Origin of the sequence: Streptomyces tubbatahanensis, assembly GCF_022699385.1 — a bacterium.
In the GTDB taxonomy this organism is placed as follows: domain Bacteria; phylum Actinomycetota; class Actinomycetes; order Streptomycetales; family Streptomycetaceae; genus Streptomyces; species Streptomyces diacarni.
The window spans coordinates 3,897,767-3,924,297 of the sequence record NZ_CP093846.1 but is presented as its reverse complement, the minus strand read 5'-3'; the positions used below and the strand labels follow the sequence as shown (position 1 = coordinate 3,924,297).

The window sequence follows — 26,531 nt, the reverse complement described above, 5'->3', positions numbered from 1 at the left end:
GGCACGCAACCAGTGGCGGGTACCGTATGCCGAGCAGCACACCGCCGTGTCGCAAGCCTGGGGGTATCACCCGGCCGGAAGCCGGGGGAGTCCCACGCGCAGCGGCACGGAAGACCGGAGAGGGCTGGAGACTATGGAAGAGCCGCGTCGCCTAGGCGGCCGGTACGAGCTGGGCTCGGTGCTCGGCCGCGGAGGCATGGCCGAGGTCTACCTCGCCCAGGACACCCGGCTGGGCCGCACGGTCGCGGTCAAGACGCTCCGCGTCGACCTCGCCCGCGATCCGTCGTTCCAGGCCCGCTTCCGCCGTGAGGCCCAGTCGGCCGCCTCGCTCAACCACCCGGCGATCGTCGCCGTCTACGACACCGGCGAGGACTACGTCGACGGGGTCTCCATCCCCTACATCGTCATGGAGTACGTCGACGGCTCCACCCTGCGGGAGCTCCTGCACTCCGGGCGCAAGCTGCTGCCCGAACGCTCCATGGAGATGACCACCGGCATCCTCCAGGCGCTGGAGTACAGCCACCGCAACGGCATCGTCCACCGCGACATCAAGCCCGCCAACGTCATGCTGACCCGCACGGGGCAGGTGAAGGTCATGGACTTCGGCATCGCCCGGGCCATGGGCGACTCCGGCATGACGATGACGCAGACGGCCGCCGTCATCGGCACGGCCCAGTACCTCTCCCCCGAGCAGGCCAAGGGCGAGTCCGTCGACGCGCGCTCCGACCTGTACTCCACCGGCTGCCTGCTCTACGAGCTGCTGACCGTGCGGCCCCCGTTCGTCGGCGACTCGCCCGTCGCCGTCGCCTACCAGCACGTACGGGAAGAGCCGCAGCCGCCCAGCGCCTTCGACCCCGAGATCTCGCCCGCCACGGACGCGATCGTCATGAAGGCCCTGGTCAAGGACCCGGACTACCGCTATCAGAGCGCCGATGAGATGCGCGCCGACATCGAGGCCTGCCTCGACGGGCAGCCCGTCGCCGCCACCGCCATGGGCGCCGGCTACCCCGGCTACCCGGAGGACCAGCCGACCACGGCGCTCCACGCCCAGGAGCCGCAGACCTCCATGCTGCCGCCGATGCGCGCGGACGACGGCGGCTACTACGACGAGCAGCGCGGCCGCCGCAAGGGCAAGAACCCGCTCTCGACGATCCTGCTGGCGCTCGCCGTCATCCTGGTCCTCGTCGGAGCCATCTTCATCGGACGGGCGCTGTTCGCCTCCCCCGACAACCAGGCCGAGGTACCCAACGTCGCCGGCCTCTCCCAGTCCGAGGCCACCCAGCAGCTGGAGAACACCGGTCTGAAGGCCACCAAGGGCCAGAGCGAGTTCTGCGACGAGAAGAAGGGCACCGTCTGCAAGACGGACCCCGGCATGGGCGAGAGCGTCGACGCCGACTCCACCGTCAGCCTCATCATGTCCAAGGGCCCCCGCGACCAGGCGCCCCGCGAGGTGCCCGACGTCAAGGGCGAGGTCTTCGCCGACGCCAAGCAGAAGCTCAACGAAGCCGGCTTCAAGGTCGGCAAGAAGCAGCAGGAGTCCGAGCAGCAGGCCGGCACCGTCCTCTCCCAGGACCCGTCCGGGGGTGAACAGCGCAAGAAGGGCACCAAGGTGACCCTGACCGTCGCCACCGAGTCCCGGCCGACCGTGCCCAACGTCGTCGACCAGCCCTTCGACAAGGCCAAGCAGCAGCTCGAGTCGCTCGGCTTCAAGGTCTCCAAGTCCGAGGAGGAGAACGAGACCAAGTCCGCCGGCACCGTCATCCGCCAGGACCCCGGCCAGGGCAAGCAGCCCGAGGGCACGACGATCACCCTGACCGTCGCCAAGGCCCCCGACGACCAGCCCGCCACGGTGCCCGACGTCACCAACCAGAAGCTCGGTGACGCGAAGTCCGCCCTCCAGGACGCCGGTTTCTCCGTCGACAAGGTGGCGGGACCCCAGGACGACAACGCGATCGTGATGGGCACCAACCCGCCGGCCAACACGCAGGGCAAGAAGGGCGACAAGATCACCATCATGACGCGCCCGGGAGGGCCCGACGAGGGTGACGACGGCGGCGGCGGCATCTTCGGCGACTTCGGCCGCCGCCACCACTGACCCGGTGCCCTGGGCTGGCGCCCTGGGCTGGTGCCGAACGCGTCGGTGCCGGCCGTCGGCTGATCCGCCCGACCCTCACCGCGGTGGTTACCCGCCGTCGCGGCGGTCAAGGGTGTGGGGGCTGACGCCCGCACACCCCCGCGACTGCCACCCCACCGCGGCGAGGATCCGGCGGAAGGGCGGGCGGCACCAGCCCCCCACCCGCGGTCAGCGAAGCTCCGCGGGGGCCGTGCGGTCCTCGTCGACGTCCTGGGTGCGCACGAGCTCGCCCCAGACGATGTAGCGGTACTTCGAGGTGTAGACGGGCGTGCAGGTCGTCAGGGTGATGTAGCGGCCGCGCTCCTTCTTGCCCGAGCCCTTCGGAACGGCGTCGAGCACGTCGACGTTGTACTTCGAGGTCTGCGGCAGCGTCTCGAACACCTTGTAGACGTACCAGGTGTTCTTCGTCTCGAAGACGATCGCGTCGCCCTTGTCTATCTTGTCGATGTCGTGGAACTTCGCCCCGTGCCCGTCGCGGTGCGCGGCGAGGGAGAAGTTGCCCGACTGGTCCTGGGGGAGGGCCGACGTGACGGGCTTGGTGTAGTAGCCCGCGATGCCCTGGTTGAGCTCCTTGGGGTCGGTGCCCTTCTTGACCAGGATGTCCTTCTCCGACATCGACGGTACGTGCAGGAAACCGATGCCGTCCCTGGTGTCGAGGTCGCCGGGCCCGCGGTCGGCGGCCCAGTGCTCCCGCACCCGGTCGCTCTCCTTCTTGGCCTGCCGGTCGGCGAGGACGTTGGTCCACCACAGCGAGTAGACGACGAACAGGGCGAGCACGAGCCCCGCGGTGATGAGCAGCTCGCCGAAGACACCGACGGCGACGGCCACCCGCCCCCGCCGGACCGGCCCACCGGCCGCCCCCTCACCCGACGCCCCGGAACCCTCCCGCTCATCCGACGCCGCGGAATTCCCGAGCTCGTCCGACACCCCGGAATCCTCGGGCTCACCCGACGCCTCGGGGCTTACCTGCTCACCCGGCCCCTCGGCATCCTTCTGCTCGCCCGGCCCCTCGGGAGTCTCCAGCTCATCCGGCGTCTCGGGGTCCTCCTGAGGCGCCTGTGCGGGCTCCCCCCGGTCCGCGGCCTTCTCCGCGGACTCCCGCTCGCGCTCGCTCACTGTGCCGCCTCCACCGCTCCGCCGCCTCGTTGCCGGTCGTTCCGCCGGGCCCCACCCGCCGGTGTCAGTCGACGAGCGCGTCCGGCTTGCCCTTGCTGCGCGGACGCTCGTCCACCATTTTGCCCCAGACGATCAGACGGTACTTCGAGGTGAACTCCGGGGTGCAGGTGGTCAGGGTGACGTACCGACCGGGCTCCTGGAAGCCCGACTTGGGCGGAACCGGGTCGATCACGCCCGTGTCGGACGGGGACGTGGAGGGGAGTTGCCGCGTGACCTTGTACGTGTAGTACTTCGACTGCGTCTCGACCACGACCACGTCGCCGGGCTCCAGCCGGTTGATGTAACGGAACGGCTCGCCATGGGTGTTGCGGTGCCCGGCGAGCGCGAAGTTGCCCTTGCGGTCCCACGGCATGGCCGTCTTCAACGGCTCGGTGGCGTAGTGGCCGACCATGCCCTTGTCGAGCACCTTCGTCTTGGAGACGCCCTGCGCGATGGGGGCGGTGACGTCGATCCGCGGGATGTGGATGACGGCGAAGCCCTCACCGGGTTCGAAGGCGCCCGGCTTCCGCTCGGGATCGACGCCCTTGCCCGGCTGGTGCTTGTCCCACTGCTCGTGCAGCTTGTCGGTCGCGCCGCCCGCCTGCTGGTTGGCGCGGACGTTGCTCCACCACACCTGGTACACCACGAAGAGCATCATCAGCACGCCGCAGGTGATGAAGGCCTCGCCGATGGCGCGGCTGGCGATGATCCCGGGCCCCGGCTTCAGCGCCCGCGCCGCCCTGCGGGCCTCCAACCGCGAGGGCCCGGGCGGACGTTCGGTACGCGGCGGACCGCCGCCCTCGCGCCGGGGCGCCCGCAGCCCGAGCGTGCTGGGCCCCTCCTCCCGCGCCTCCTCCCGTCTCTCCTCCGGCACGTCCGGCCTGCGCGGCGCGGGTCGCCCGCGCCCCGCAGGCGCAACCGGCGCCGCAGGGGCGGGAGGCGGGGCGGAAGCCGCGTCCGGCGCGGGCCCGCCGCGGAGGGCGCCGCCGTGGGGCGCGTGGGCGTACGTGCCGGGCGGCGGCGCGGGCGGCCCGCCGTGCGCCGCGGGGCCGTAGGCATCCGGCTGCGGCGGCCCCGACAGCGGCTGCCGCCCAGACCCGGGCTGGGAGGGCGGCCCGGGCTGGGAAGGCGGCCCGGGCTGGGAGGGCGGTTGCGGCCGCGGCCGCGGCCGCGACGGCGGCTGTCCGCCGCCGAGATGCGGGTCAGCGCCGGGCTCGCCCGGTCCCGGGGCGAACCACCACGACGCCTCGTCCCGGCCGCTGACCGCGCCGTACAGCCCCGCCTCGGCCCCCGTTGCGGGCTCGGGCTCGGGCTGTTCCGCCACAGGCTCCGGGGCGGGCTCGGGCGCGTGACCCCCCGCCGGGGGTCTCGGGGCCGGCAGCGGGTCGTTGAGCGGGTCGTCGAGGGCGTCGATGGCCGCACGGTACGGGTCGTACGCCGTACCGTGCCCTCCCCCGGCGTCCTGGGTGCCCTCGGCGCTCCCCGCGCCCCGCGCACCCTCGCCGTGGCCGGTCGTCACCCGGTGACCGTCCCCAGACCGACGGCCCTGGGCACCCCTTCCCCCAGACTTCGTCCGGGAGGTGCCCCCAGCTGTGCCGAGCGCTCCACGGCGCCGGTGTCGCCGCACCGCACCAGCCAGTTGGCGAGCATGCGGTGGCCCCCTTCGGTGAGGACCGACTCGGGGTGGAACTGGACCCCCTCGACGGGCAGTTCGCGGTGGCGCAGCCCCATCACCAGTCCGGCTCCGTCGACGGCTTCGCCGCCGGGGGCCGTCCACGCGGTGACCTCCAGCGCGTCGGGCACCGTGCCGGGGCGTACGGCCAGCGAGTGGTAACGGGTGGCGGTGAAGGGGGAGGGGAGGCCGGTGAAGACGCCCGTGTCCGCGTGGGAGACCGCCGAGGTCTTGCCGTGCAGGAGTTCGGGGGCCCTCTCGACGACGCCGCCGTAGGCGACGGCCATGGCCTGCATGCCCAGGCAGACGCCGAAGACGGGAAGGCCGCGTTCGGCGCAGTGCCGCACCATGCCGATGCAGACGCCGGCGTCCTCGGGGGCGCCGGGGCCGGGGGAGAGGAGGACACCGTCGAAGCCGCCCTCCTCGCCGCCCCGGGCGGCGGAGGGGCCCACGGCGTGCCGGGGCTCGATCTCGTCGTTGCGGACGACCTCGCAGGTGGCTCCGAGTTGGTAGAGGTACTGCACGAGGTTGTAGACGAAGCTGTCGTAGTTGTCGACGACGAGGATGCGGGCGCTCACGCGGCACCTCCGGCGAGCGGGGTTCCCAGCGGCTCGGCGGCGCCGTCGACGGTCACGTCGTTGAACGGCAGCATGGGCTCCGCCCACGGGAAGACGTACTGGAAGAGCAGGAAGACGACGCCGACCACCAGCACGGTCGAAATGAGTATGCGCACGTACACGTTGCCGGGCAGATGCCGCCAGATCCAGCCGTACATCCCGCGATGCCGTCCTCTCTCCTCCCGCGCCGCCTCGGGCACGCGTGCCTTCCGGCCCACCCCAGAGTAACGGCGCCAGGGTACGGCTTCAGCGGGCTTCGCGGGTGAGCGCGTCCGGCTTTCCCTCGGCGGTGGGCCGGGTGGCGTCCAGCCGTCCCCAGGCGATCAGCCGGTGGCTTGAGCCCCATTCCGGGTCGCAGGTGGTGAGGGTGAGGTAGCGGCCGGACCGCCGGAAGGGGGTGGCGGCCTCGTCGACGGGTTCCGGCACGGCCTTCAGGACGCCGGTGTCGCCGGGCAGCGTGCGGTAGGGCCGCGCGGTGATCGTGTACGTGTACCAGGTGTCGCCGTCGTTGACGACGACGGGATCGCCGGGGCGCAGCCGGGGGAAGTCCTTGAAGGGGTCGCCGTAGGTGCGGCGGTGTCCGGCGACGGCGAAGTTGCCCTTGTCTCCGGGGTCCGCGGTGCCGGTGTAGTGGCCGAGGCCCCTGCGCAGGGTGGCCGTTGCGGTGTTCTCCAGCACGGGCTTGGACCAGTCGCCGCCGAACCGGGGGATGTACATGACGGCGAAGGACGCGCCGGCGCGGTGGCCCGGGGCCGCGGAGTCGGCCTCGCCGGCGCCGCCGTCGCCCGCCAGCTCGTCGGCGCCGCCCGGGGCGCCGCCGTCGTGGCCGCCCTCCCGGGTGCCGCCCGCGGTGCCCTCGTGCGCCGGGGCGCTGCCGGTGGGGCCCTGGGCCCACTGCTTGTGGAGCCGGGCGATCTCGTCGTCCGAGGCGTGCTCGGCGCGCAGCCCCGTCCAGTAGAGGAGGTAGACGACGAAGAGCACGATCACGAGGCCGATGGTGATGCATGTCTCACTCAGGGTCCGTACGAGGGCGCGTAACGCCATCCCGCCTCACTCCCCACCCTCGGCGTGGTCAGTCCACTGGCCGGGCCTGCTGGAGATCCACTGTGCCGGAGTAGCCCGGAAGAGTCATCGCCTTGTGCTCGTCGACTTTCCAGCCGAGGCCGTAGGCGTCGACGTATTCGAGGTAGTTCTGGATGGCGGGCGCGGAGTGGAGGGCCTGCTGCAGCTCGTCGCGGTCCCCGACGGCGCTGACGGTGTAGGGCGGGGAGTAGACGCGCCCCTGGAGGATGAGGGTGTTGCCGACGCAGCGCACGGCGCTGGTGGAGATCAGCCGCTGGTCCATCACCTTGATGCCCTTGGCGCCGCCCTTCCACAGGGCGTTGACGACGGCCTGGAGGTCCTGCTGGTGGATGACCAGGTCGTTGGGCTCGGGGTCGGGAAGCCCGGGGACCTTGGCGGTGGCGTTGGTGGGGGCGTCGTCGAGGGTGACGGTCAGCCCTTCGCCCTTCTGCTTCGTCAGGCCCGCGCCCTTCTCCAGGTCCGACAGCTCGCGATCCTGACCCTCGGTGCTGCCGTCGTCACGGCGGGCGAGGTTGTCGACCTGACGGCGCAGGGAGGCGGCCTGGCTGTCGAGTTCGGTGTTCTGTCTGCTGCGTTCCTGGATGAGGTCGCTGAGCCGTAGCATCGAGGAGTCGCTGCGCAGGTTGGTGCCTTGCGCGGTGTTGAAACTGACCCAGAAGATGAGGCCTGCGAGGGCGAAGACGCCTATGGCGGCCAGCCGGGCAGGTCGGAGATGCATTCTGGTCACCGTACCCTTGTCTCCCTCCGCCCTGGGAAAGCACTACGCTAACGGACCACCGTCCCCGTGGGCCGTGCGGCGGTCAGCAGCGCATCGACAGGAGAGTCTCTCGTGCCGAAGTCACGTATCCGAAAGAAAGCGGACTTCACGCCCCCGCCGGAGAAGAAGGCCACCAACATCGATCTGCGCGGTGGTGGGCGCCGTTGGGTGGCTCCGCTGATGCTGGCGATGTTCGGGATCGGACTCGCCTGGATCGTCGTGTTCTACGTCACGAGCAGTTCGCTGCCCATCGAGGCGCTCGGGAACTGGAACATCGTGGTCGGCTTCGGCTTCATCGCGACGGGCTTCGTCGTCTCCACCCAGTGGAAATGAAAGTTATCCACAAGCTGATCCACAGCCTTGGATAACTCACAAGATCTGTGGATAACTTTCAGGGCGTTGACGCCGATGTGACCGGACGCATGGCGTACGAAGGCCCGTTCGGCCAGTAACCCCAAGGGAAACGTACGCCTGAGCGAATCTCGGGCGGGCGCACCACACCGTGCACAAGATCCCGTACACGCTGTGGAAAACCCGGGGCTCAGCTGAGCTGGAGGGTACGCACCACGAGCAGCACCACGATCGCCGCGAGCAGCAGCGCCGCCGTCCCGTACTGCACCAGCGCCCGCTTCTCGCGGGGTGCGTGCACCATCGCGTAGGCCAGTACCAGGCCCGTCACCAGGCCGCCGACGTGGGCCTCCCAGGCGATGTTCTGCCAGGTGAAGGTGAAGACCAGGTTGATCGCCAGCAGGATCAGGATGGGCCGCATGTCGTAGCGCAGCCGCCGCATCAGCACGGCCGTCGCCCCGAACAGGCCGAAGATCGCACCGGAGGCGCCCAGCGAGGCCTGCTGCGGTGACGCGAGCAGGAAGGTGACCGCGCCGCCGCCGAGCCCGGAGAGCAGGTACAGGCCCACGAACCGCACCCGGCCCAGCGCCGCCTCCAGCGGCGGGCCCAGGAACCACAGGCCCAGCATGTTCATGAGGATGTGCCAGATCTCCTGGTGCAGGAACATCGAGGTCAGCAGCCGCCACCACTGGCCCTCGGCCACGCCCTCCAGCGGCCCGTACGGCTCCGTGACCGCCTGCCCGAACAGCAGCAGCCGGTCCAGCAGCCGGTTGCCGACCGCCTGCACGGCGATGAAGACCGCCACATTGAGGCCGAGGAGCACCTTGGTGACCAGCCGGGGATCCGCCGTCACCCGGCCGCCCGCCACCGTCCGCGGCCGGTTCGCGCCCGGCGCGTGCCCGGTGCCCGCACCCGATCTGACGCACTCGGGGCACTGGAACCCCACGGAGGCCGGCACCATGCACTCGGGGCAGATCGGCCGCTCGCAGCGCGTGCACGAGATACCGGTCTCCCGATCGGTGTGCCGGTAACAGTGCTTGGGGCCCTGCTGCCCGCCCTGGCCGCCGAAACCGCCGCCCGGCCCCATCCCGCCCCCGGGCTGTCCTTCCTGCGCCACGCTCACCCCTCCAAGTCTCCCCCACGCACGACCCCACCCGCCCTGAGTACGGACGGGTGGGGCGTACGGTTCCTGCGCTCGCGTCTGCTCGCGTCCGCTCGCGCGCCTACTGGCGCTCGATCACGACGGACTCGATCACCATGTCGTTGACGGGGCGGTCGGTACGCGGGTTGGTCTGGGCGCCGCCGATGGCGTCGACGACCTTCTTGCTCGCCTCGTCGGTGACCTCACCGAAGATGGTGTGCTTGCCCGTCAGCCACGTGGTGGGCGCGAGAGTGACGAAGAACTGCGAGCCGTTGGTGCCGGGGCCCGCGTTGGCCATCGCCAGCAGGTAGGGCTTGGTGAAGGCGAGGTCGGGGTGGATCTCGTCCCCGAACTCGTAGCCAGGGCCTCCGGTGCCGTTGCCCAGCGGGTCACCGCCCTGGATCATGAAGCCGCTGATGACACGGTGGAAGACCGTGCCGTCGTACAGCCGGTCGGTGCTCTTGGCACCCGTCGCGGGGTGCGTCCACTCGCGCGAGCCCTCGGCGAGCTCGACGAAGTTCTTGACCGTCTTGGGGGCGTGGTCCGGGAAGAGCTGGATCCGGATGTCGCCTTGGTTGGTCTTCAGGGTGGCGTGGAGCTGCTCGGCCACGATCTACCTTCCATCTGTCTGCGTTGACTCCCCCGATCCTCCCACGGACGCTTGAGAAGGTCGGCTGACCCGGATGCCCACTCGGGGGTACCCGGTAGCGGTCTGCCAGGCATGATCTTCGAAAGGGGTGGAAAAACGACTTCCTGTCCTCCGTTTTCGGAGAGACTGCCCCACGTCATGAGCCACCGAAGAGGAGGAACCGTGACCGCCAAGGAAAGCGTGCGCGCCGCGACCGGCACCGCCAAGGAGAACGTGCGCCACGCAGCGGAGGTGGTGAAGCCCCACGCCGGCCAGGCCAAGGACACCGCCGCACGTTACGCACAGGAGGCGAGCGCGCGGCTGGGGCCCAAGGTCGCCAAGGCCGCCGAACAGGCACGCCACACCGCACGCGAAGGCTACGAGAGCTACGTGGGACCCCGGGTCGCGCAGGCGTGGGACGCCCTCCCCGCCGACGTCGACAAGGCCGCGGGCCGGGCCGCCAAGCGCACCAGGAAGGCGGCTCGCCAGGCGGCCGACTACGCGGGCCCGCGCATCGAGAACGCGGTGGCGGACGTGCGCACCGCCACCGCGCCGGCCCGTGAGGAGGCGGCGGCGCGCGGCGCCGCCGCGGTGGCCGCGCTGCGCGGCCAGGTGACGGCCGAGGAGATCGAGAAGCTCTCGCGCCGGCGCCGTCGCAGGTCCCGCACCGGCCGCTTCGTCTGGCGTGCGGGGCTGGTCGGCCTGGTGGCGGGCGGCGCGTACGCGGCCTGGCGCTGGTGGGACCGGCAGGCGAACCCGGACTGGCTGGTCGAGCCGCCGGCCGCCACCGAGGTCAGCGACCGGGCGCCGCTCACCAGTGTGAACGGCTCGGGGGCCGCCGGCGGTGACGCCGATCTCGACCCCGAGGTGCGGGCCAAGCAGGACGACGCCGAGGCCGAGGAGCGCAAGGAGAAGTAGCCGCGGTGCCGGCCCGCGAGGGTGGCTGCCCAGCGGAAGGGGCGGGAGACCTGGTCAGGTCTCCCGCCCCTGGGCGTGTGAGGCGCCGTCCGCGCCCTCGCCGGCCAGGACGCCGCCCGCCTCCTGTTGCGGGGACCGGGCGCGGTCGGCCCCTGCCTGTGGGGGTACGCCGTCGGCCCCCTCGGCCCCCTCGGCCCCGGGGACGCCTTCGGCCGTCTCGCCGGGGAGCGTGGGCACCGGTGCCAGGACGTCGGCCAGCCCGGTGATGCGCAGCAGCCGCAGCACGCGTGCGTCCGCGCACACGAGGGTGAAGGTGCCGCCGCCCGCGAGTACCCGGGAGCGGATGTCCACCAGGAGGGCGAGCCCGCTGCAGTCGATGAACGTCACGGGCCGCAGGTCGGCGACGAGGCGGCGGGCGGGCGCCGCGGTGAGGGCGTAGAGCTGCGGCGTGGTGGCCAGGACGACGGCCAGGTCGATCTCCCCGCTCAGCTCCACCACGGTCCGGTCCGCACCGGCACGGGAGCGCACGGTGCCGCCGGGGGGCTCTTCCCCCGCCGCGGATGTCAGCGTGCGGGCGCTCTCGTCCCTGTGCGGTGCCATCGGTGCCCTCGCGTATGACCTTGTGACCGTAGGAGTCCGGGAAATCTGACCGTAGGAGTCCGGGAAATCGGCCCGTAAGCATAGGCAGCGTCCCTGGGGGTGGCGCTGCGCCACCCCCACACCATCACCCGATCGAGTGGAATAAGCGTAAACCGCTTGCGAGTTGACCGCAGAGCACTTCGGCAAGTCCCGTGCGGCGCGGTGGTTCACCCCCGGAAAACCGCGAAGTGGCCGCCAGGACCGCGCATCGGGGGAACACTTGAAGCCGTGCGGAAGAACATCCCTGAGGAGACAACGTCGTTCGTCGGCAGGGTGGGCGAACTGGCGCGGGTGCGCGACGCACTCGGGCGGCGGCGGCTGGTGACCCTGGTGGGCGGCGCCGGGGTCGGCAAATCCCGGCTGGCCCTGCGGGCGGCCTCGGCCCGCACCCCCGAGGCGGACGGCGGCATCTACTGGGCCGACCTGTGGCCGCTGCCCGGGGACGAACTGCTCGCCGCCACCGTCGCCGACGCGCTCGGCCTCTCCGACCACACCTCGCGGATGCCGCTGGACGCGCTGTGCGCCTGGGTGGCGGAGCGGCCCGTGCTGCTGATCCTCGACTCGTGTGAACACCTCGTCCCCCAGTGCCGTCACCTGATCGAGCGGTTACTGGCGGACTGCCCCCGGATGCGGGTGCTGACCACCAGCAGGGAAGCCCTGGGTGTGGCCGCGGAGACGGTCCTCACCGTGCCGCCGCTGGAGACCGCGACCGACGCGGTGACGCTGTTCGCCCAGCGCGCCGAGGCGGTCGGCGCCCCCGTACGGGACGACGCCCAGCAGCGCCTCGCGGCAGGCCTGTGCGCCCGCCTGGAGGGCGTTCCGCTGGCCCTGGAGCTGGCCGCGGCCCAACTGCGCCACCACGGCCTCGCCGAGATCACCACCCGGGTCCGCTCCGGCCTCGACCTCCCCCACGCCCCGCGCACCGCCGCCGGAGCCCCCACCCCGCCCCCTCCCGACGTCCCCGCGCCGGGCCGACCCGCGCGGCACGGCGCGGTGCGCACCGCGGTCGGCTGGAGCCACGAGCTGTGCCGCCCCACCGAACGCCTGCTGTGGGCCCGGCTGGCCGCCTTCCCCGGCGGCTTCGACGCGGCCTTCGCCGAGCAGGTGTGCGCCGGCGGCCCGCTGCACCCCGAGGAGCTGCGCTCCTGCCTGGCGGGGCTGGTCAACAAGTCCGTCGTCACCCGGGGCGGTGACGGCCGCCACCGGCTGCTGGACACCATCCGCGAGTACGGCCGGATGTGGCTGCGGGAACTGGGCGAGGAGGAACACCTCGCCGCCCGGCACGCCCGGGTGGTCCTGGAGCTGTCCCGGCTGGCCCGCGACGAGTGGCTCAGTTCCCGCCAGCAGAGCTGGTACGCGCGGCTGGAGGGCCTCTACCACGACATCCGCGAGGCCCTGCGGTACCTGCTGGGCGCCGACCCGGACGCGGCACTGGAGCTGGCCGGGAACGTGGCGTTCTTCTGGGTGTGCTGCGGCCACCTGTACGAGACCGACCACTTCCTGCAGCTCGCGCTCGCCGCCACCGGCCGCCCGGGGCCGCGGCGGACCCGGGGCCTGTGGTCGCTCGGACTGGCGCACGTCCTCCAGGGCGATCACGCGACGGGACGCAAGTACGCCGCCCTCAGCAGGGAGTCGGCCCGCGCGGGCGACGACGCCGAGGGCGTACGCCAGGCCGCCTACCTGGACGGACTCGCCGCCCTGCTGACCGGACACCCCCTGGCCGCCCTCGCGGGGGCCGACGAGGCGCTGCGCGGCGCCACGGCAGGCGAGGCGTCCGGTTTCGGCACCACCCTCTGCCGCCTGGTGCGGGTCTTCGCGTTCACCGGCGCGGGACGGCTGAAGGAAGCGCGCGAGACGGCCGAGACGCTGCGCCGCGCGTGCGTGCGCACGGGGGAGTTCTGGACCCGCTCCTACACCGACTACCAACTGGCACTGGTCGCCCTGTTCGAGGGCAGGGCGGACGAGGCGACGACGCACGCACGGGACATGCTGGACGCCAAGCGCCGTCTCGGCGACCGCTTCGGCATCGCGCTCGGCCTGGAACTGCTGGCCGCCTCCTGGGCGGAACGCGGCGCCCCGCGGCACGCGGCCCTCGCCTACGGCGCCAGCGCACAGCACTGGGAGATCGTCGGCCACCACCAGCGCGGCACCCCCGAGGTCGCGCCACTGCGGGAGCGGGGGCAGGCGGCGGCCCGCACACGCCTGGGCCCGACGGAGTACGCCGCGCTGTTCGAGCGCGCACTGCTGGCCGACCGCGACCACGTGGTGACCTGGGCGACCACGCCGGAGCCCGCACCGCACCTGTGAACGGGCCGCACCGCCGGAACCCCCAGCGGAAGGCACCGGGCGCAACCCCGAAAAAAGCTCCCCCGACCGCGTTGCCGCAGGTCGGGGGAGCTTGTCGACGTGGAGCCAAGGGGAGTCGAACCCCTGACATCTGCCATGCAAAGACAGCGCTCTACCAACTGAGCTATGGCCCCGTCCGCACCAGGATACGCGCTCCCGCGCACTCCTTCCGACCGGGTATCGCCCGCACCCGTCGCCGTCCGTAGGATGCACGGCAAGTTCGCGCGAGCGAAGTGACACAGGGGAGCCCAGGGGAGACCTCATGGACGCAGCAGCACAAGACGCGACGGCCAAGGCGCGCGAGCTCCAGAGTCAGTGGTACGGCGAGCCGTTGGGGACTCTCTTCCGCCGGCTGATCGACGACCTCGGCCTCAACCAGGCACGCCTCGCGACGGTGCTCGGACTGTCCGCGCCTATGCTTTCGCAGCTCATGAGCGGGCAGCGCGCAAAGATCGGCAACCCGGCCGTCGTCCAGCGCGTGCAAGCCCTCCAGGAGCTGGCCGCCGAGGTCGCGCGCGGCGACGTGAGCGCCGCCGACGCGACGGGGCGGATGGACGAGATCCGGCGTACGGCGGGCGGCAGCGTGCTGCACAACGCCTCGCAGGCGGCCCCCTCCGGCGGCTCGCAGACCCCCGTCAAGCGCGTCGTACGGGAGATCCAGGCCCTGCTGCGCTCGGTCTCGGACGCCGCCGACATCATCGACGCCTCGAACGCGCTGGCACCCTCGCATCCGGAACTGGCCGAGTTCCTGCGGGTCTACGGCGCGGGCCGCACCTCGGACGCCGTCAAGCACTACGAGGCGCACCAGAACTGAGCGGATCCGCGCGCCTCCCCGCGCCCCGCAACCCCCTGGGCCGCCTTCCGGGGCGGCCCGCCCCGCCTGTCCGTCCGGCGCGCCGGGCGGCCGGGCCTGTCCGTCCGGGCACGACGAAGGCCCTGACCGCTCGGGGCGGTCAGGGCCTGCTGAAACTCGTCTGGCGTTCGCTGTCGGCCGGGCTCACACACCCGAACCCGCGGGCACGGAGTCGGTCGCCTCCGTCCACAGGTCCTGCTCGGCGCGGTCCGCCTGGATCTGGCGGTACACGAGGAGACCGCCGACTGCGGCCAGTGCGACCAGGATCAGCTTCTTCACCGCGCTACCTCGTCCTTCATAGACATTCGACTTCCTGGCGGCCGATGATACCCAACGGCCCCGACGGACAAAGGGGTCGGCCCGGCCGGATCCCGGCGCGCCGTCAGGCCGTGCGCGAACGCTTCTTCCGTTTGGTGCGGGAACGCTCCTGGAGCTGGAGCTCCCGCTCGGCGCCCGGCACGCCCTCGGCGAGCTGCCTGCCGCGTTCCCGCTCCGCGTTGAACTCCGCGCCCAGCAGGATGGCCAGGTTGGTCAGCCACAGCCACACCAGGAAGACGACGATCCCGCCGAGCGCCCCGTAGGTCTTGTTGTAGGACCCGAAGTTGGCCACGTAGAACGCGAAGCCCACGGACGCGACCAGCCAGATGATCAGCGCCAGCACGGCGCCGGGGAGCACCGAGGTGAAGCCGCGCAGCTTGGCGTTGGGCGAGGCGTAGTACAGCACGGCGATGATCAGGATGACGACCAGCACCATCACCGGCCATTTGGCCCAGTTCCACGCCGTGACCGCCGCGTCCCCGGCCCCCAGCGCGTCTCCGGCCTTCTTGGCCAGCGGCCCGCTGACCACCAGGGCGACCAGTACGGCCGCCTGGAGCAGCACCGCGATCAGCGTCACCACCAGTTGTACGGGGCGCAGCGTGAAGAAGGAGCGGCCCTCCTCGACCTCGTAGATCACGTTCGAGGCGCGGATGAAGGCCCCCACGTATCCGGAGGCCGTCCACAGTGCGCCCAGGGCGCCGACGATCAGCAGGATGGTCGGGGTTCCCGAGCCGGACGCCATGGACTCGATCGGCTTCTTGAAGGTGTCCACGGCCGAGGCGGGTCCGATCGAGCTGACCAGGTCGGTCAGCGTGCTGACGATCTTCTTCGGGCTCATCACGAGGCTGACCAGTGAGATCAGCGCGATCAGCGCGGGGAAGATCGACAGGACCGCGTAGTAGGTGAGGGCGGCGGCCGAGTCGGAGAGGTTGTCCTCCTTGAACTCGGTCAGCGTCCGCTTCAGCGTCTGTCCCAGCCCGCCGCGCCGCTGGTGGGCGGGGCCCTCGGGCCGCCGCCCCGAGGTCTTCTCCCGCCGCGCCTCCTCCCCGGGCCGGGCCCCGGCCTCGGCCCCGGACACGGGCTCGGCCCCGGACCCAGGCTCGGGTCCGGACACGGGCTCGTCCACGGGCCCACGCCCGCGCTCCGGCGCGCGCTCAGGGCCACCGCCGCCGGCGGCAGGGCCACCGCCGCTCGCCGGGCCGGCCCCCCGCGCGCCTTTCGAGCCGTTCACCGGCCCGTTCGCCGGCCCGCTGTTGGGTGGGTTCTCAGGTTCCCGCTCCGGCTCGGGCTCGGGACTGGTCATCACAGCACTCCGCTCGCCGAGGAGACGCCGGTGCCCCGACGTCCAGGACGGGCTACCGGTACCAGGCCTGGCGGCGGGGCAAACGTCACCGCGCGGAGCGCTGCCCGTCCGGCGAGGAGCCCGTCCAGGGCCCGCTGTAGCGGGAGGCCGCGTCGGCCGCGAGGGCACCCAGGGGTCCGCCGAAGGAGCCTTCGGTCACGGACGTGGTGTCGTTGTCGGACACGCTCCCGCCCGGGGCTCCGCCCGGGTGTGCGCCCGGCACGGCGGCGACGGCGGCGCCTGCCGTCCCGAGGGCGAGAGCAAGGGCGGCGGCCGCTCCCGCGGCGCTCACAGCGGTCGGCATGCGCATGGCTTCTCCTGGTCGGGCGGGACGGTCATGTGGAGGAAGGCTGACCGAAGCGGGCGCCGAATACTCCGCTGCCCGCGCCTTCCACCCGATGAGCGCACGGCAGGGGGCGCCCACGCGACGGGGGAGACGCACACACGCCGAAGGCCCGGCCCCCGTGGAGGGGACCGGGCCTTCGGCTGCGTCGGTGCGGCTACCAGGACTTGAACCTGGGGCCTCTTCCTTATCAGGGAAGCGCTCTAACCGTCTGAGCTATAGCCGCTCGCTGCACCGAAAGATTAGCGCACTCGGGGCCGTGGTCCCAAATCGGTTTCCCTACCGCCCCGACGGGGGACTACTCGTCCTCCGCGAGGGTCAGCTCGACACCGCCGACGAACCCCGCGGAGAGGTTGTAGATGAAGGAACCGAGGGTGGCCAGGGCCGTGGCCAGCACCACGTTGATCAGCGCGATGAGCGAGGTGAAGACCAGGACGCGGGGCAGCGAGAGGAAGGTCTCCAGATCGAAGCCGCCGCTGCCGTCGGCGCTGGTGGCCTCGCTGACAGTGCCGCCGAGGGTGGAGAAGACGCCCATCGCGTCCATCACCATCCACAGCACGGCCACCGCCACCACGGTGCACAGCCCCAGCGCCACGGCCAGCAGGAAGCTGACCTTCATCACCGACCACGGGTCGGCCTTGGCCACCCGCAGCCGCGCCTTGCGCGTCCGCGGCACCGTGCGGGCCCCGGTACGGGGCTTGCGCACGGTGCCGGACTGCCCGGTCGCCTTGTCCTCCTGCGGGGAGGGGTAGGCCTGGGGCGGCCGGTGCGGCTGCTGCTCGGGCTGCGTCGGGGACGGTGGCTTGGCCTGCGGCTGAGGCTGCGGTTGCGGTTGCGCCTTCGGCTGAGGCTGAGCACCACTCACGCCCTGCTCCTCGTCCTCGTGGTCCTGGTCGTCCTAGTCGGTACTAGTCTTCCTCGGAGCCGGGCGCGTCCTGCGGCTCCCCCTCCTCGGGGTCGCCCACCGCGGCCTCCACTTCCTCGGCCTCACGACCGGCTTCGGCGTTGCGTGCGACGCCGACGACCGCGTCCTTCTTGCCCAGGTTGATCAGTTGGACGCCCATGGTGTCACGGCCCGTCTCCCGCACCTCGCTGACCCGCGTGCGGATCACACCGCCGCCGAGGGTGATGGCGAGGATCTCGTCGCTCTCCTCGACCACCAGCGCCCCCACGAGCTCGCCGCGGTCCTCCACGATCTTCGCGGCCTTGATGCCGAGACCGCCGCGGCCCTGGACCCGGTAGTCGTCCACGTTCGTCCGCTTCGCGTACCCCCCATCGGTGGCCGTGAAGACGAACGTACCCGCCCGCACGACATTCATCGAGAGCAGTTCGTCCTCCTCGCGGAAACTCATCCCCTTCACGCCGGAGGTGGCGCGGCCCATCGGGCGCAGCGACTCGTCGGTCGCGGTGAAGCGGATGGACTGCGCCTTCTTGCTGACCAGCAGCAGGTCGTCGTCGGCCGAGACCAGTTCGGCGCCGATCAGCTCGTCGTCCCTGCCGTCGTCCATCTGCCGGAGGTTGATGGCGATGACGCCGCCGGAGCGGGGCGAGTCGTAGTCCTTGAGCGGGGTCTTCTTCACCAGCCCCGACTTGGTGGCCAGCACCAGGTAGGGGACGGCCTCGTAGTCGCGGATGGCCAGGATCTCGGCGATCTGCTCGTCGGGCTGGAAGGCCAGCAGGTTGGCCACGTGCTGGCCGCGTGCCTCGCGTCCCGCGTCCGGCAGCTCGTAGGCCTTGGCCCGGTAGACGCGGCCCTTGTTGGTGAAGAACAGCAGCCAGTGGTGGGTGGTGGAGACGAAGAAGTGGTCGACGATGTCGTCTTCCTTCAGCTTCGTGCCCCGCACGCCCTTGCCGCCGCGCTTCTGGGCGCGGTAGTCGTCGGTCTTGGTGCGCTTGACGTAGCCGCCACGGGTGATCGTGACGACGATGTCCTCCTCGGCGATCAGGTCCTCGATGGACATGTCGCCCTCGAAGGGGATCAGCTGGCTGCGCCGGTCGTCGCCGAACTTGTCGACGATCTGGCGCAGCTCCTCGCCGATGATCTGCCGCTGCCGCTCGGGCGAGGCCAGGATCGCGTTGTACTCGTTGATCTTCGCCTGGAGCTCGTCGTGCTCGGCCGTGATCTTCTGCCGCTCCAGGGCCGCGAGCCGGCGCAGCTGCATCTCCAGGATCGCGTTGGCCTGGATCTCGTCGATCGTCAGCAGGTCCATCAGGCCGCCGCGCGCGTCCTCGACGGTCTGGCTGCGCCGGATCAGCGCGATGACCTCGTCGATGGCGTCCAGCGCCTTGAGCAGACCGCGCAGGATGTGGGCCCGCTCCTCGGCCTTGCGCAGCCGGAAGCGGGTGCGGCGCACGATGACGTCGATCTGGTGGGCGACCCAGTGCCGGATGAAGGCGTCCAGCGACAGCGTGCGCGGCACGCCCTCGACCAGGGCCAGCATGTTGGCGCCGAAGTTGGTCTGCAGATCGGTGTGCTTGTAGAGGTTGTTGAGGACGACCTTGGCGACCGCGTCCCGCTTGAGGACGATGACGAGGCGCTGCCCGGTGCGCGAGGAGGTCTCGTCGCGCACGTCGGCGATACCGCCGATCCGGCCCTCCTTGACCAGGTCGGCGATCTTCAGCGCCAGGTTGTCCGGGTTGACCTGGTAGGGCAGCTCGGTCACGACCAGGCACTGGCGGCCCTGGATCTCCTCGACCTCCACCACGGCCCGCATGGTGATCGAGCCGCGCCCGGTGCGGTACGCCTCCTCGATGCCCTTGCGGCCGACCACGAGCGCCCCGCTGGGGAAGTCGGGGCCCTTGATCCGCTCGATGAGCGCTTCCAGCAGCTCCTCGTTGGAGGCTTCCGGGTGGTCCAGATACCACTGGGCACCGGCGGCGACCTCGCGCAGGTTGTGCGGCGGGATGTTGGTCGCCATGCCGACCGCGATCCCGGCGGAGCCGTTGACCAGCAGGTTGGGGAAGCGCGCCGGCAGGACCGTCGGCTCCTGGTTGCGGCCGTCGTAGTTGTCCTGGAAGTCGACGGTCTCCTCGTCGATGTCCCGGAGCATCTCCATGGCCAGCGGCGCCATCTTGCACTCGGTGTACCGCATGGCCGCGGCCGGGTCGTTGCCCGGCGAGCCGAAGTTGCCGTTGGAGTCCACCAGCGGCATCCGCATCGACCACGGCTGCGCGAGGCGCACCAGCGCGTCGTAGATCGAGGTGTCGCCGTGCGGGTGGTAGGTGCCCATGACGTCGCCGACGACGCGGGCGCACTTGTAGAAGCCCTTCTCGGGGCGGTACCCGCCGTCGTACATCGCGTACAGCACCCGGCGGTGCACCGGCTTGAGGCCGTCGCGGATGTCGGGCAGCGCACGGCTCACGATCACGCTCATCGCGTAGTCGAGGTAGGAGCGCTGCATCTCCGTCTCGAGGGCGACGGGCTCGACGCGGGCGCCCGCCTCGGTGTCCACGAGCGCGCTGTCGGGCGCGGGCGCGTTCTCGGGCGTGGGCTCGTCAGGGGTGGTGGGGGTCTCGTCGGCCATGTCTGAAGATCAAGTCCTTCTCTGTGTGCGGCGCGCTTCGGGCACCCCGGCGCGCGTGGGGCCGGGGTGGGCCGACGTCAGATGTCCAGGAAGCGGACGTCCTTGGCGTTTCGCTGGATGAACGAACGGCGGGCCTCGACGTCCTCGCCCATGAGGATGGAGAACAGGTCGTCGGCGGCGGCCGCGTCGTCCAGCGTGACCTGGCGCAGGACGCGGTGCTCGATGTCCATGGTCGTGACGCGCAGCTCGTCCGCGTTCATCTCGCCCAGACCCTTGAAGCGCTGCACCGAGTCGTCCTTGATGCGCTTGCCCTGCTCGCGGCCGAGCTGGATGAGGCTGTCGCGCTCGGGGTCGGAGTAGGCGTACTGGTACTCGTCCCGGCTCCACTTGATCTTGTAGAGCGGGGGCTGGGACAAGAACACGTGCCCGGACTCCACCAGCGGCCGCATGAAGCGGAAGAGCAGGGTCAGCAGCAGGGTGTTGATGTGCTGGCCGTCGACGTCGGCGTCCGCCATCAGAATGATCTTGTGGTAGCGGAGCTTCTCGATGTCGAAGTCCTCGTGCACCCCCGTGCCGAACGCCGAGATCAGCGCCTGCACCTCGGCGTTCTGCAGGACCTTGTCGATCCTGGCCTTCTCCACGTTCAGGATCTTGCCGCGGATCGGCAGGATCGCCTGGTACTCCGGGTCGCGGCCCGACTTGGCCGAGCCGCCCGCCGAGTCGCCCTCGACGATGAAGATCTCGCACTTGGCCGGGTCGTTGGACTGGCAGTCCGAGAGCTTGCCCGGCAGCGACGCCGTCTCCAGCAGCCCCTTGCGCCGCGTCAGGTCGCGCGCCTTGCGGGCCGCGACCCGCGCGGTGGCCGCCTGGATGCCCTTGCGGATGATGTCCGCGGCCTCGTTCGGGTTACGGTCCAGCCAGTCCGTCAGGTACTCGTGGACGATCCGCTGGACGAAGGTCTTGGCCTCCGTGTTGCCCAGCTTCGTCTTCGTCTGGCCCTCGAACTGGGGCTCGCCCAGCTTGACGGAGATGATCGCGGTCAGACCCTCGCGGATGTCCTCACCCGTGAGGTTGTCGTCCTTCTCGCGCAGCAGCTTGCGGTCGCGCGCGTACCGGTTGATCAGGCCCGTCAGCGCGGCGCGGAAGCCCTCCTCGTGGGTGCCGCCCTCGTGCGTGTGGATCGTGTTGGCGAAGGAGTAGACCCCTTCGCTGTACTGGTTGTTCCACTGCATGGCGACCTCGACCGACAGCATCCGCTCGCTGTCCTCGGCCTCGAAGTCGATCACCGTGTCGTGGACCAGCTCCCCCTTGCGGGAGTTGAGGTAGCGCACGAAGTCCGCGATGCCGCCCTCGTAGTGGTAGCGGACCGCGTTCGGGCTGCCCTCCTCGTCGACGTGGCCCTCGCGCTCGTCGGTCAGGGTGATGGTCAGACCCTTGTTGAGGAAGGCCATCTCCTGGAAGCGGCGGGCCAGCGTCTCGAACGAGTACTCGGTGGTGTCGAAGATGTCACCGTCCGCCCAGAACGTGACGACCGTGCCGGTCTCGTCCGTGGCCTCGTTCTTCGACAGCGGCGCCGTGGGCGTGCCCAGCTTGTAGTCCTGGGTCCAGCGGAACCCCTCGGTCCGCACCTCGACGGCGACCTTCGTCGACAGCGCGTTGACGACGGAGACGCCCACGCCGTGCAGACCGCCGGAGACCGCGTACCCGCCGCCGCCGAACTTGCCGCCCGCGTGCAGCACCGTCATCACGACCTCGACGGCCGGCTTGCCCTCCGAGGGGACGATGCCCACCGGGATACCGCGCCCGTTGTCGGTCACCCGGACCCCGCCGTCGGCCAGCAGCACCACGTCGATGGTGTCCGCGTGGCCGGCCAGCGCCTCGTCCACGGAGTTGTCGACCACCTCCTGCACGAGGTGATGAAGACCACGCTCACCCGTCGACCCGATGTACATACCGGGGCGCTTGCGGACCGCGTCCAGGCCCTCCAGGACGGTGATCGCGCTCGCGTCGTACGCCGCCGGGTCAGCCGTGCCGACCGGCGGCGCCGCGGCGCCGCCCGCGGGGTCCGGTGCGGGGTCACCGCCGTGCTCGGGGGATACCTCCGCGGGCTGCGGCGGAGTCGTCTGCTCGTTCTCGTTGAGATCGCCGGAATCGGCCACGAAGCGCCCTTTCTGGCACAGCACAGGCCGTCTCCAGGGCAATGCGGAGCGGCTGCGTCGTTCGACATGTTCCGCAACGGTGCGGTAGTCCCCCAGTGTACCGGTGACTCAGATGTGAGTGGGGGTTTGCCGGTGCCTGAGTTGGCATGTGCCGCCCTGAACTGGCGTCCGTCGACTCCCCATATCTGGAGAGGGGGGCGAAGAGCTTCACAGTGGCGCTGAGCGCTTCGGCCGGTCTCCGGCTGTCCCGAAGCGCGCACACACCGCGACGACCCCGCGGAAAACCCCCACGAACCCACCCGAAACCCCCTCGGTCAGGGGTCCGAAAACCCCGCAGCCGTCACCCGGGCCCCACCCGCAGGCGCCACCGGCCGACCTCACCCGTAGGTGTCTCCCGGCCCCCTGCTGCCCGGAGCCCGCAGCGGCCCGTACCCCCTGCGCGGCGCCTCCGGACCCCGCACCTTGATCATCCTTACGGTGCCCTGCCCCAGATCCTCGTTCAGCCGCGCCACCAGCCGCGGCGCCAGCAGCCGCAGCTGCGTCGCCCACGCCGTCGAATCGCACCGCACCGACAAGGTCCGCTCCTCCTCGTCGTACCGCTGCGGCTCACAGTGCTGCGCCACCTGCGGCCCCACCAACTGCGGCCAGCGCCCCATCACCCCGCCGACCGCCGCCGGAGTCTCCCACCCCCGCTCCGCGATCAGCCTGCTGACAGCCGCACCCAACGGCAACGGATCACGCCCGTCCCGACGCGCCCCCGACCGCAGACCGCCACCCCGCCTCGCCTGCCGGCGCTGCTGCGCCTCCGCCCCCCGCGCCCGCGCCTGCTCCTTGGCGGCCCGCAACGCCACCCGCGCCAGATCCACACCACTGCTCGGCTGCGGCTCCCTCCCCTCGGCAGGCCCCTCCGGCCCGCCGGACGGACCGGGCCCGCCCCCCGCCGTCGCACCAGAGCTCACAGCGCGTTCACCTCCCCGTCCGCCACCGCGAACCGCGCCCCCCGCAAAACCTCCGGAACGTCCTCGGGCACCGCGGCCGTCACCAGCACCTGCTCCGCCGGGGCCACCAGCTGGGCCAGCCGCTCACGGCGCCGCGCGTCCAGCTCGGCGAAGACGTCGTCCAAGACCAGCACCGGCTCGTGCCCCTCGCTCTTGAGCAGCTCATAGGCGGCCAGCCGCAGCGCCAACGCGTACGACCACGACTCGCCATGGCTCGCGTACCCCTTCGCCGGCAGCTCACCCAGCCGCAACAGCACCTCATCCCGGTGCGGACCCACCAGCGTCACCCCGCGCTCGATCTCCTGCTTGCGCGCCTCACCCAGCGCCCCCAGCAGCGCCCCGTACAGCTCCTCGGCCCGCCCACCGGACGCCGCACCGCCACCGTCGGAAAGCGCCTCAGCCCCCGACGCCCCCTCCGCCACCGGACCCCGGTACGCGAACGCCACCGGACCGCCCCCGGGAGCCAGCGCCTCGTACGCCTTGTCCGCCAGCGGACCCAGCACCGCCAGCAGATCCAGCCGCTGCGCCAGCAACTGCGCCCCCGCCCGCGCCAAATGCTGATCCCACACGTCCAGCGTCGACAGATCCACCCCGCGGCCCCCGTGCCGCCGCGCCATCGCCGCCGACTTCAGCAGACTGTTGCGCTGCTTGAGCACCCGCTCGTAGTCCGCACGCACCCCCGCCATCCGCGGCGCCCGCGCCACCACCAGCTCGTCCACGAACCGGCGCCGCTCACCCGGATCGCCCTTGACCAGCGCCAGATCCTCCGGCGCGAACAGCACCGTCCGCAAAACCCCCAGCACATCGCGGGGCCGCACCTGCGAGGAGCGGTTGATCCGCGCCCGGTTCGCCCGGCCCGGATTCAGCTCCAGCTCGACCAGCTGTTCCCGCTCGCCCTGCCGCACCTGGGCCCGCACGACCGCACGCTCGGCCCCCTGCCTCACCAGCGGCGCGTCCGAGGAGACCCGGTGACTGCCCAGCGTGGCCAGATAGCCCACGGCCTCCACGAGATTCGTCTTCCCCTGGCCGTTCGGCCCGAGAAACGCGGTCACGCCCGGCCCGAGAGAGACCTCGGCCCGGGCGTACGACCGGAAATCGGCCAGCGAGAGATGCCTGACGTGCATCGGTGCGCCGTCAGCCCCCCGTGGGCGGGGTGACGTCGGCACCCGGGGAGTCGGCGCCCATCTCCCCCACCTTCTCGGCCGCGGTCACCGCGTGCCCGCCGAACTGGTTGCGCAGCGCGGCGATCATCTTCATCTGCGGGGAGTCGTCCTGGCGGGAGGAGAAACGGGCGAACAGCGACGCGGTGATCGCCGGCAGCGGCACCGCGTTGTCGATCGCCGCCTCCACCGTCCAGCGGCCCTCGCCCGAGTCGGCCGCGTAGCCGCGCAGCGCCTCCAGGTGCTCGTCGCTGTCCAGCGCCTTGACCGCCAGGTCCAGCAGCCAGGAGCGGATGACCGTGCCCTCCTGCCAGGACCGGAAGACCTCACGCACGTCGGTCACCGAGTCGGCCGCCTCCAGCAGCTCCCAGCCCTCGGCGAAGGACTGCATCATCGCGTACTCGATGCCGTTGTGGACCATCTTCGCGAAGTGGCCAGCGCCGACCTTGCCCGCGTGGACGGAGCCGAACTCCCCCTCGGGCTTGAGCGCGTCGAAGACCGGCTGCACCTTCGCCACGTCCTCGGCAGAGCCGCCGTACATCAGCGCGTAGCCGTTCTCCAGGCCCCACACGCCGCCCGAGACGCCGCAGTCGACGAAGCCGATGCCCTTGGCCCTCAGCTCCTCGGCGTGCTTCTCGTCGTCGGTCCAGCGCGAGTTCCCGCCGTCGACCACCAGATCACCGGGGGAGAGCAGCTCGGCCAGCTCGTCGACGGTCGACTGGGTGGCCGCGCCCGACGGCACCATCACCCACACCACGCGCGGCCCGCTGAGCGACCCCACCAGCTCCTCGAGGCTGCCGACGTCCGCGATGTCCGGATTCCGGTCGTACCCGATGACCGTGTGGCCCCCACGGCGGATGCGCTCACGCATGTTCCCGCCCATCTTCCCGAGACCGACCAGACCGAGCTCCATCACTGCCCCTTAGCTGTGTTTCCCGCGTATCTCGCGTTACCGCAGTTTCGTGCGCATTCGACCCTACGCCTCCACAGGCTGTGGGCAGGGCGGCGCCGGGGACGGCCCGCCGGTCATCCGGCGGAAGCCGACCGGAGCCGACCGGAGCCGACAACGGCACCCATGCCGCGGACCGTACGAGGCCGCCGGACACTGCCGGGCAGCGGCGGACGGGACCGGCGCCGGGCGCCGCCGGGCACCCGGTTCCAGGCACCGGGCCGGGGCACCGGTCCGACAGCGGCGGAGGCGTCAGCCCGACAGCCGCACCGGCATGATCAGGTACTTGTACGCCTCGTCGGCCTCCGCGTCCTTGGCGGGACGGCCGCTCAGCAGCGCCGGCTTGGTCGAGGTGGTGAACGACAGCTGCGCCACCGGCGAGTCGATCGCGCTCAGGCCCTCCAGCAGGAAACCGGGGTTGAAGGCGATCGAGATGTCGTCACCGTCCAGATCGGCGTCGACGCGCTCCACAGCCTGTGCGTCGTCGCTCGACCCGGCCTCCAGCGTCAGCACACCCTGCTCGAAGCTCAGCCGCACCGGAGTGTTGCGCTCCGCGACCAGCGCCACGCGCTTGACGGCCTCCACGAACGGCGCCGTCTCGATCACGGCCACCGAGTTGAACTCGGTCGGGAACAGCGTGCGGTACTTGGGCAGGTCGCCCTCCAGCAGCCGCGTCGTCGTCCGCCGCCCGGCGCCCTCGAAACCGATGAGGCCCTCGCCCGAACCCGACCCCGAGAGCGCCAGCGTGACGCTGTCACCACCGCTGAGCGACTTCGCGGTGTCCAGCAGCGTCTTGGCCGGCACCAGCGCCACCGCTGAGGCCTCAGGCGTCTCGGGCTTCCACAGGAACTCGCGGACCGCGAAGCGGTAGCGGTCGGTGGAGGCCAGCGTGACGGTGTCGCCCTCGATCTCGATGCGCACACCGGTGAGCACCGGCAGCGTGTCGTCCCGCCCCGCCGCGATGGCCACCTGCTGGGCAGCGGCGGCGAAGACCTCACCGGGGACGGTGCCGGTGGCAGACGGCATCTCCGGCAGCGCCGGATACTCCTCCACGGGCAGGGTGTGGAGGGTGAACCGCGAGGAGCCGCAGACCACGGTCGCCCGTACACCGTCTGTGGAGATCTCCACCGGGCGGTTGGGGAGCGCGCGGCAGATGTCGGCCAGCAGCCGGCCCGACACCAGGACCGTGCCCTCCTCCTCGACCTCGGCCTCGACGGAGACCCGCGCCGACACCTCGTAGTCGAAGCCGGAGAGGCTCAGCGCGCCGTCGTCCGCCTTCAGCAGCAGGCCCGCGAGCACCGGCACCGGCGGTCGGGCGGGGAGGCTCTTGGCCGTCCATGCCACCGCCTCCGCGAGGACATCCCGTTCAACCCGGATCTTCACCTTCAGCCGCCTCCCGCGCTGCCTTCTTACGTGCTGTTGCCGGGGACCAGTCTGACGCACAGGA

At 71.5% G+C, this 26,531-nt stretch carries 24 protein-coding genes and 2 tRNA genes; 5 read left to right on the top strand and 21 right to left on the bottom strand.

Annotated features, from left to right (window positions below; genetic code table 11):
• Positions 1 to 133 precede the first annotated feature (133 nt).
• Positions 134 to 2,095, top strand: a complete 1,962-nt coding sequence (gene pknB / locus MMF93_RS16835; protein WP_242752447.1) for a Stk1 family PASTA domain-containing Ser/Thr kinase — start codon at positions 134 to 136, stop codon at positions 2,093 to 2,095.
• Between the two features lie 207 nt (positions 2,096 to 2,302).
• On the opposite strand, the gene MMF93_RS16830 is transcribed toward pknB, so the two are convergent.
• The 6 genes from MMF93_RS16830 to MMF93_RS16805 all read right to left on the bottom strand — a co-directional run bounded on the left by MMF93_RS16830 (position 2,303) and on the right by MMF93_RS16805 (position 7,379).
• Entirely contained in the window at positions 2,303 to 2,962 is a 660-nt protein-coding gene (locus MMF93_RS16830) for a class E sortase (protein ID WP_242757613.1), read from the bottom strand.
• A 352-nt stretch (positions 2,963 to 3,314) separates the two neighbouring features.
• Positions 3,315 to 4,808, bottom strand: a complete 1,494-nt coding sequence (locus tag MMF93_RS16825; protein ID WP_242752446.1) for a class E sortase — start codon at positions 4,806 to 4,808, stop codon at positions 3,315 to 3,317.
• The gene (locus MMF93_RS16820) at positions 4,805 to 5,539 is read right to left on the bottom strand and encodes an aminodeoxychorismate/anthranilate synthase component II (RefSeq protein ID WP_242752445.1); all 735 of its coding nucleotides are present in this window, start codon (positions 5,537 to 5,539) and stop codon (positions 4,805 to 4,807) included. The genes MMF93_RS16825 and MMF93_RS16820 overlap by 4 nt, the downstream gene beginning before the upstream one ends.
• Complete coding sequence (locus MMF93_RS16815; protein ID WP_242752430.1) at positions 5,536 to 5,736, bottom strand: hypothetical protein; 201 nt, start codon at positions 5,734 to 5,736, stop codon at positions 5,536 to 5,538. Before MMF93_RS16815 ends, MMF93_RS16820 begins: the two co-directional genes overlap by 4 nt.
• Before the next feature lie 88 nt (positions 5,737 to 5,824).
• Positions 5,825 to 6,622 (bottom strand): class E sortase, encoded by a 798-nt coding sequence (locus MMF93_RS16810; protein ID WP_242752428.1) that lies wholly within the window; start codon positions 6,620 to 6,622, stop codon positions 5,825 to 5,827.
• 28 nt (positions 6,623 to 6,650) lie between these two features.
• The gene (locus tag MMF93_RS16805; RefSeq protein WP_242752426.1) at positions 6,651 to 7,379 is read right to left on the bottom strand and encodes a DUF881 domain-containing protein; all 729 of its coding nucleotides are present in this window, start codon (positions 7,377 to 7,379) and stop codon (positions 6,651 to 6,653) included.
• A 111-nt stretch (positions 7,380 to 7,490) separates the two neighbouring features.
• Here MMF93_RS16805 and crgA point away from each other — a divergent pair, with 111 nt between their 5' ends.
• Positions 7,491 to 7,751 carry a cell division protein CrgA gene (gene crgA / locus MMF93_RS16800; protein ID WP_242752424.1) on the top strand — a complete coding sequence of 87 codons (261 nt, stop codon included), beginning with the start codon at positions 7,491 to 7,493 and terminating at the stop codon, positions 7,749 to 7,751.
• Between the two features lie 208 nt (positions 7,752 to 7,959).
• Here the strand turns inward: crgA and MMF93_RS16795 are convergent, their stop codons facing one another.
• Both MMF93_RS16795 and MMF93_RS16790 read right to left on the bottom strand, forming a co-directional pair.
• Entirely contained in the window at positions 7,960 to 8,853 is an 894-nt protein-coding gene (locus MMF93_RS16795) for a rhomboid family intramembrane serine protease (RefSeq protein WP_242757612.1), read from the bottom strand.
• A 136-nt stretch (positions 8,854 to 8,989) separates the two neighbouring features.
• The gene (locus MMF93_RS16790) at positions 8,990 to 9,517 is read right to left on the bottom strand and encodes a peptidylprolyl isomerase (RefSeq protein ID WP_242752422.1); all 528 of its coding nucleotides are present in this window, start codon (positions 9,515 to 9,517) and stop codon (positions 8,990 to 8,992) included.
• A gap of 201 nt (positions 9,518 to 9,718) precedes the next feature.
• Here MMF93_RS16790 and MMF93_RS16785 point away from each other — a divergent pair, with 201 nt between their 5' ends.
• Positions 9,719 to 10,453, top strand: coding sequence for a DUF5324 family protein (locus MMF93_RS16785; protein ID WP_242752421.1), 735 nt, complete (start codon positions 9,719 to 9,721; stop codon positions 10,451 to 10,453).
• Between the two features lie 54 nt (positions 10,454 to 10,507).
• On the opposite strand, the gene MMF93_RS16780 is transcribed toward MMF93_RS16785, so the two are convergent.
• Positions 10,508 to 11,053, bottom strand: coding sequence for an anti-sigma factor antagonist (locus MMF93_RS16780; protein WP_242752420.1), 546 nt, complete (start codon positions 11,051 to 11,053; stop codon positions 10,508 to 10,510).
• Positions 11,054 to 11,320: 267 nt separating this feature from the next.
• Here MMF93_RS16780 and MMF93_RS16775 point away from each other — a divergent pair, with 267 nt between their 5' ends.
• Complete coding sequence (locus MMF93_RS16775) at positions 11,321 to 13,399, top strand: ATP-binding protein (RefSeq protein ID WP_242752418.1); 2,079 nt, start codon at positions 11,321 to 11,323, stop codon at positions 13,397 to 13,399.
• Positions 13,400 to 13,499: 100 nt separating this feature from the next.
• On the opposite strand, the gene MMF93_RS16770 is transcribed toward MMF93_RS16775, so the two are convergent.
• Positions 13,500 to 13,572 (bottom strand) — tRNA-Ala (locus tag MMF93_RS16770).
• Between the two features lie 128 nt (positions 13,573 to 13,700).
• Here MMF93_RS16770 and MMF93_RS16765 point away from each other — a divergent pair.
• Positions 13,701 to 14,252 carry a helix-turn-helix domain-containing protein gene (locus tag MMF93_RS16765; protein ID WP_114025557.1) on the top strand — a complete coding sequence of 184 codons (552 nt, stop codon included), beginning with the start codon at positions 13,701 to 13,703 and terminating at the stop codon, positions 14,250 to 14,252.
• A 183-nt stretch (positions 14,253 to 14,435) separates the two neighbouring features.
• Here the strand turns inward: MMF93_RS16765 and MMF93_RS16760 are convergent, their stop codons facing one another.
• The 11 genes from MMF93_RS16760 to dnaN form a co-directional block, all read right to left on the bottom strand.
• Positions 14,436 to 14,570: a DLW-39 family protein gene (locus tag MMF93_RS16760; protein ID WP_220182642.1), complete on the bottom strand. Its 135-nt coding sequence runs from the start codon at positions 14,568 to 14,570 to the stop codon at positions 14,436 to 14,438.
• Between the two features lie 103 nt (positions 14,571 to 14,673).
• Entirely contained in the window at positions 14,674 to 15,723 is a 1,050-nt protein-coding gene (locus tag MMF93_RS16755; protein ID WP_242752416.1) for a YihY/virulence factor BrkB family protein, read from the bottom strand.
• Between the two features lie 274 nt (positions 15,724 to 15,997).
• Entirely contained in the window at positions 15,998 to 16,261 is a 264-nt protein-coding gene (locus MMF93_RS16750; protein ID WP_242752414.1) for a hypothetical protein, read from the bottom strand.
• A 185-nt stretch (positions 16,262 to 16,446) separates the two neighbouring features.
• Positions 16,447 to 16,520: transfer RNA gene (locus MMF93_RS16745), tRNA-Ile, on the bottom strand.
• Positions 16,521 to 16,592: 72 nt separating this feature from the next.
• Positions 16,593 to 17,159 (bottom strand): DUF3566 domain-containing protein, encoded by a 567-nt coding sequence (locus MMF93_RS16740; RefSeq protein WP_242752412.1) that lies wholly within the window; start codon positions 17,157 to 17,159, stop codon positions 16,593 to 16,595.
• Positions 17,160 to 17,202: 43 nt separating this feature from the next.
• A complete protein-coding gene (gyrA, locus tag MMF93_RS16735) occupies positions 17,203 to 19,818 on the bottom strand; it encodes a DNA gyrase subunit A (RefSeq protein WP_242752411.1) in 2,616 nt (871 codons plus the stop codon).
• A gap of 77 nt (positions 19,819 to 19,895) precedes the next feature.
• The gene (gyrB, locus tag MMF93_RS16730) at positions 19,896 to 22,001 is read right to left on the bottom strand and encodes a DNA topoisomerase (ATP-hydrolyzing) subunit B (protein ID WP_274709470.1); all 2,106 of its coding nucleotides are present in this window, start codon (positions 21,999 to 22,001) and stop codon (positions 19,896 to 19,898) included.
• Between the two features lie 353 nt (positions 22,002 to 22,354).
• On the bottom strand, positions 22,355 to 22,936 hold the full coding sequence (locus tag MMF93_RS16725) for a DciA family protein (protein ID WP_423835454.1): 582 nt from the start codon (positions 22,934 to 22,936) through the stop codon (positions 22,355 to 22,357).
• A complete protein-coding gene (gene recF / locus MMF93_RS16720) occupies positions 22,933 to 24,099 on the bottom strand; it encodes a DNA replication/repair protein RecF (protein WP_242752408.1) in 1,167 nt (388 codons plus the stop codon). Before recF ends, MMF93_RS16725 begins: the two co-directional genes overlap by 4 nt.
• A gap of 10 nt (positions 24,100 to 24,109) precedes the next feature.
• Positions 24,110 to 25,048, bottom strand: coding sequence for a phosphogluconate dehydrogenase (NAD(+)-dependent, decarboxylating) (gene gnd / locus MMF93_RS16715; protein ID WP_242752404.1), 939 nt, complete (start codon positions 25,046 to 25,048; stop codon positions 24,110 to 24,112).
• Positions 25,049 to 25,336: 288 nt separating this feature from the next.
• Entirely contained in the window at positions 25,337 to 26,467 is a 1,131-nt protein-coding gene (dnaN, locus tag MMF93_RS16710; RefSeq protein WP_114016800.1) for a DNA polymerase III subunit beta, read from the bottom strand.
• Positions 26,468 to 26,531 lie beyond the last annotated feature (64 nt).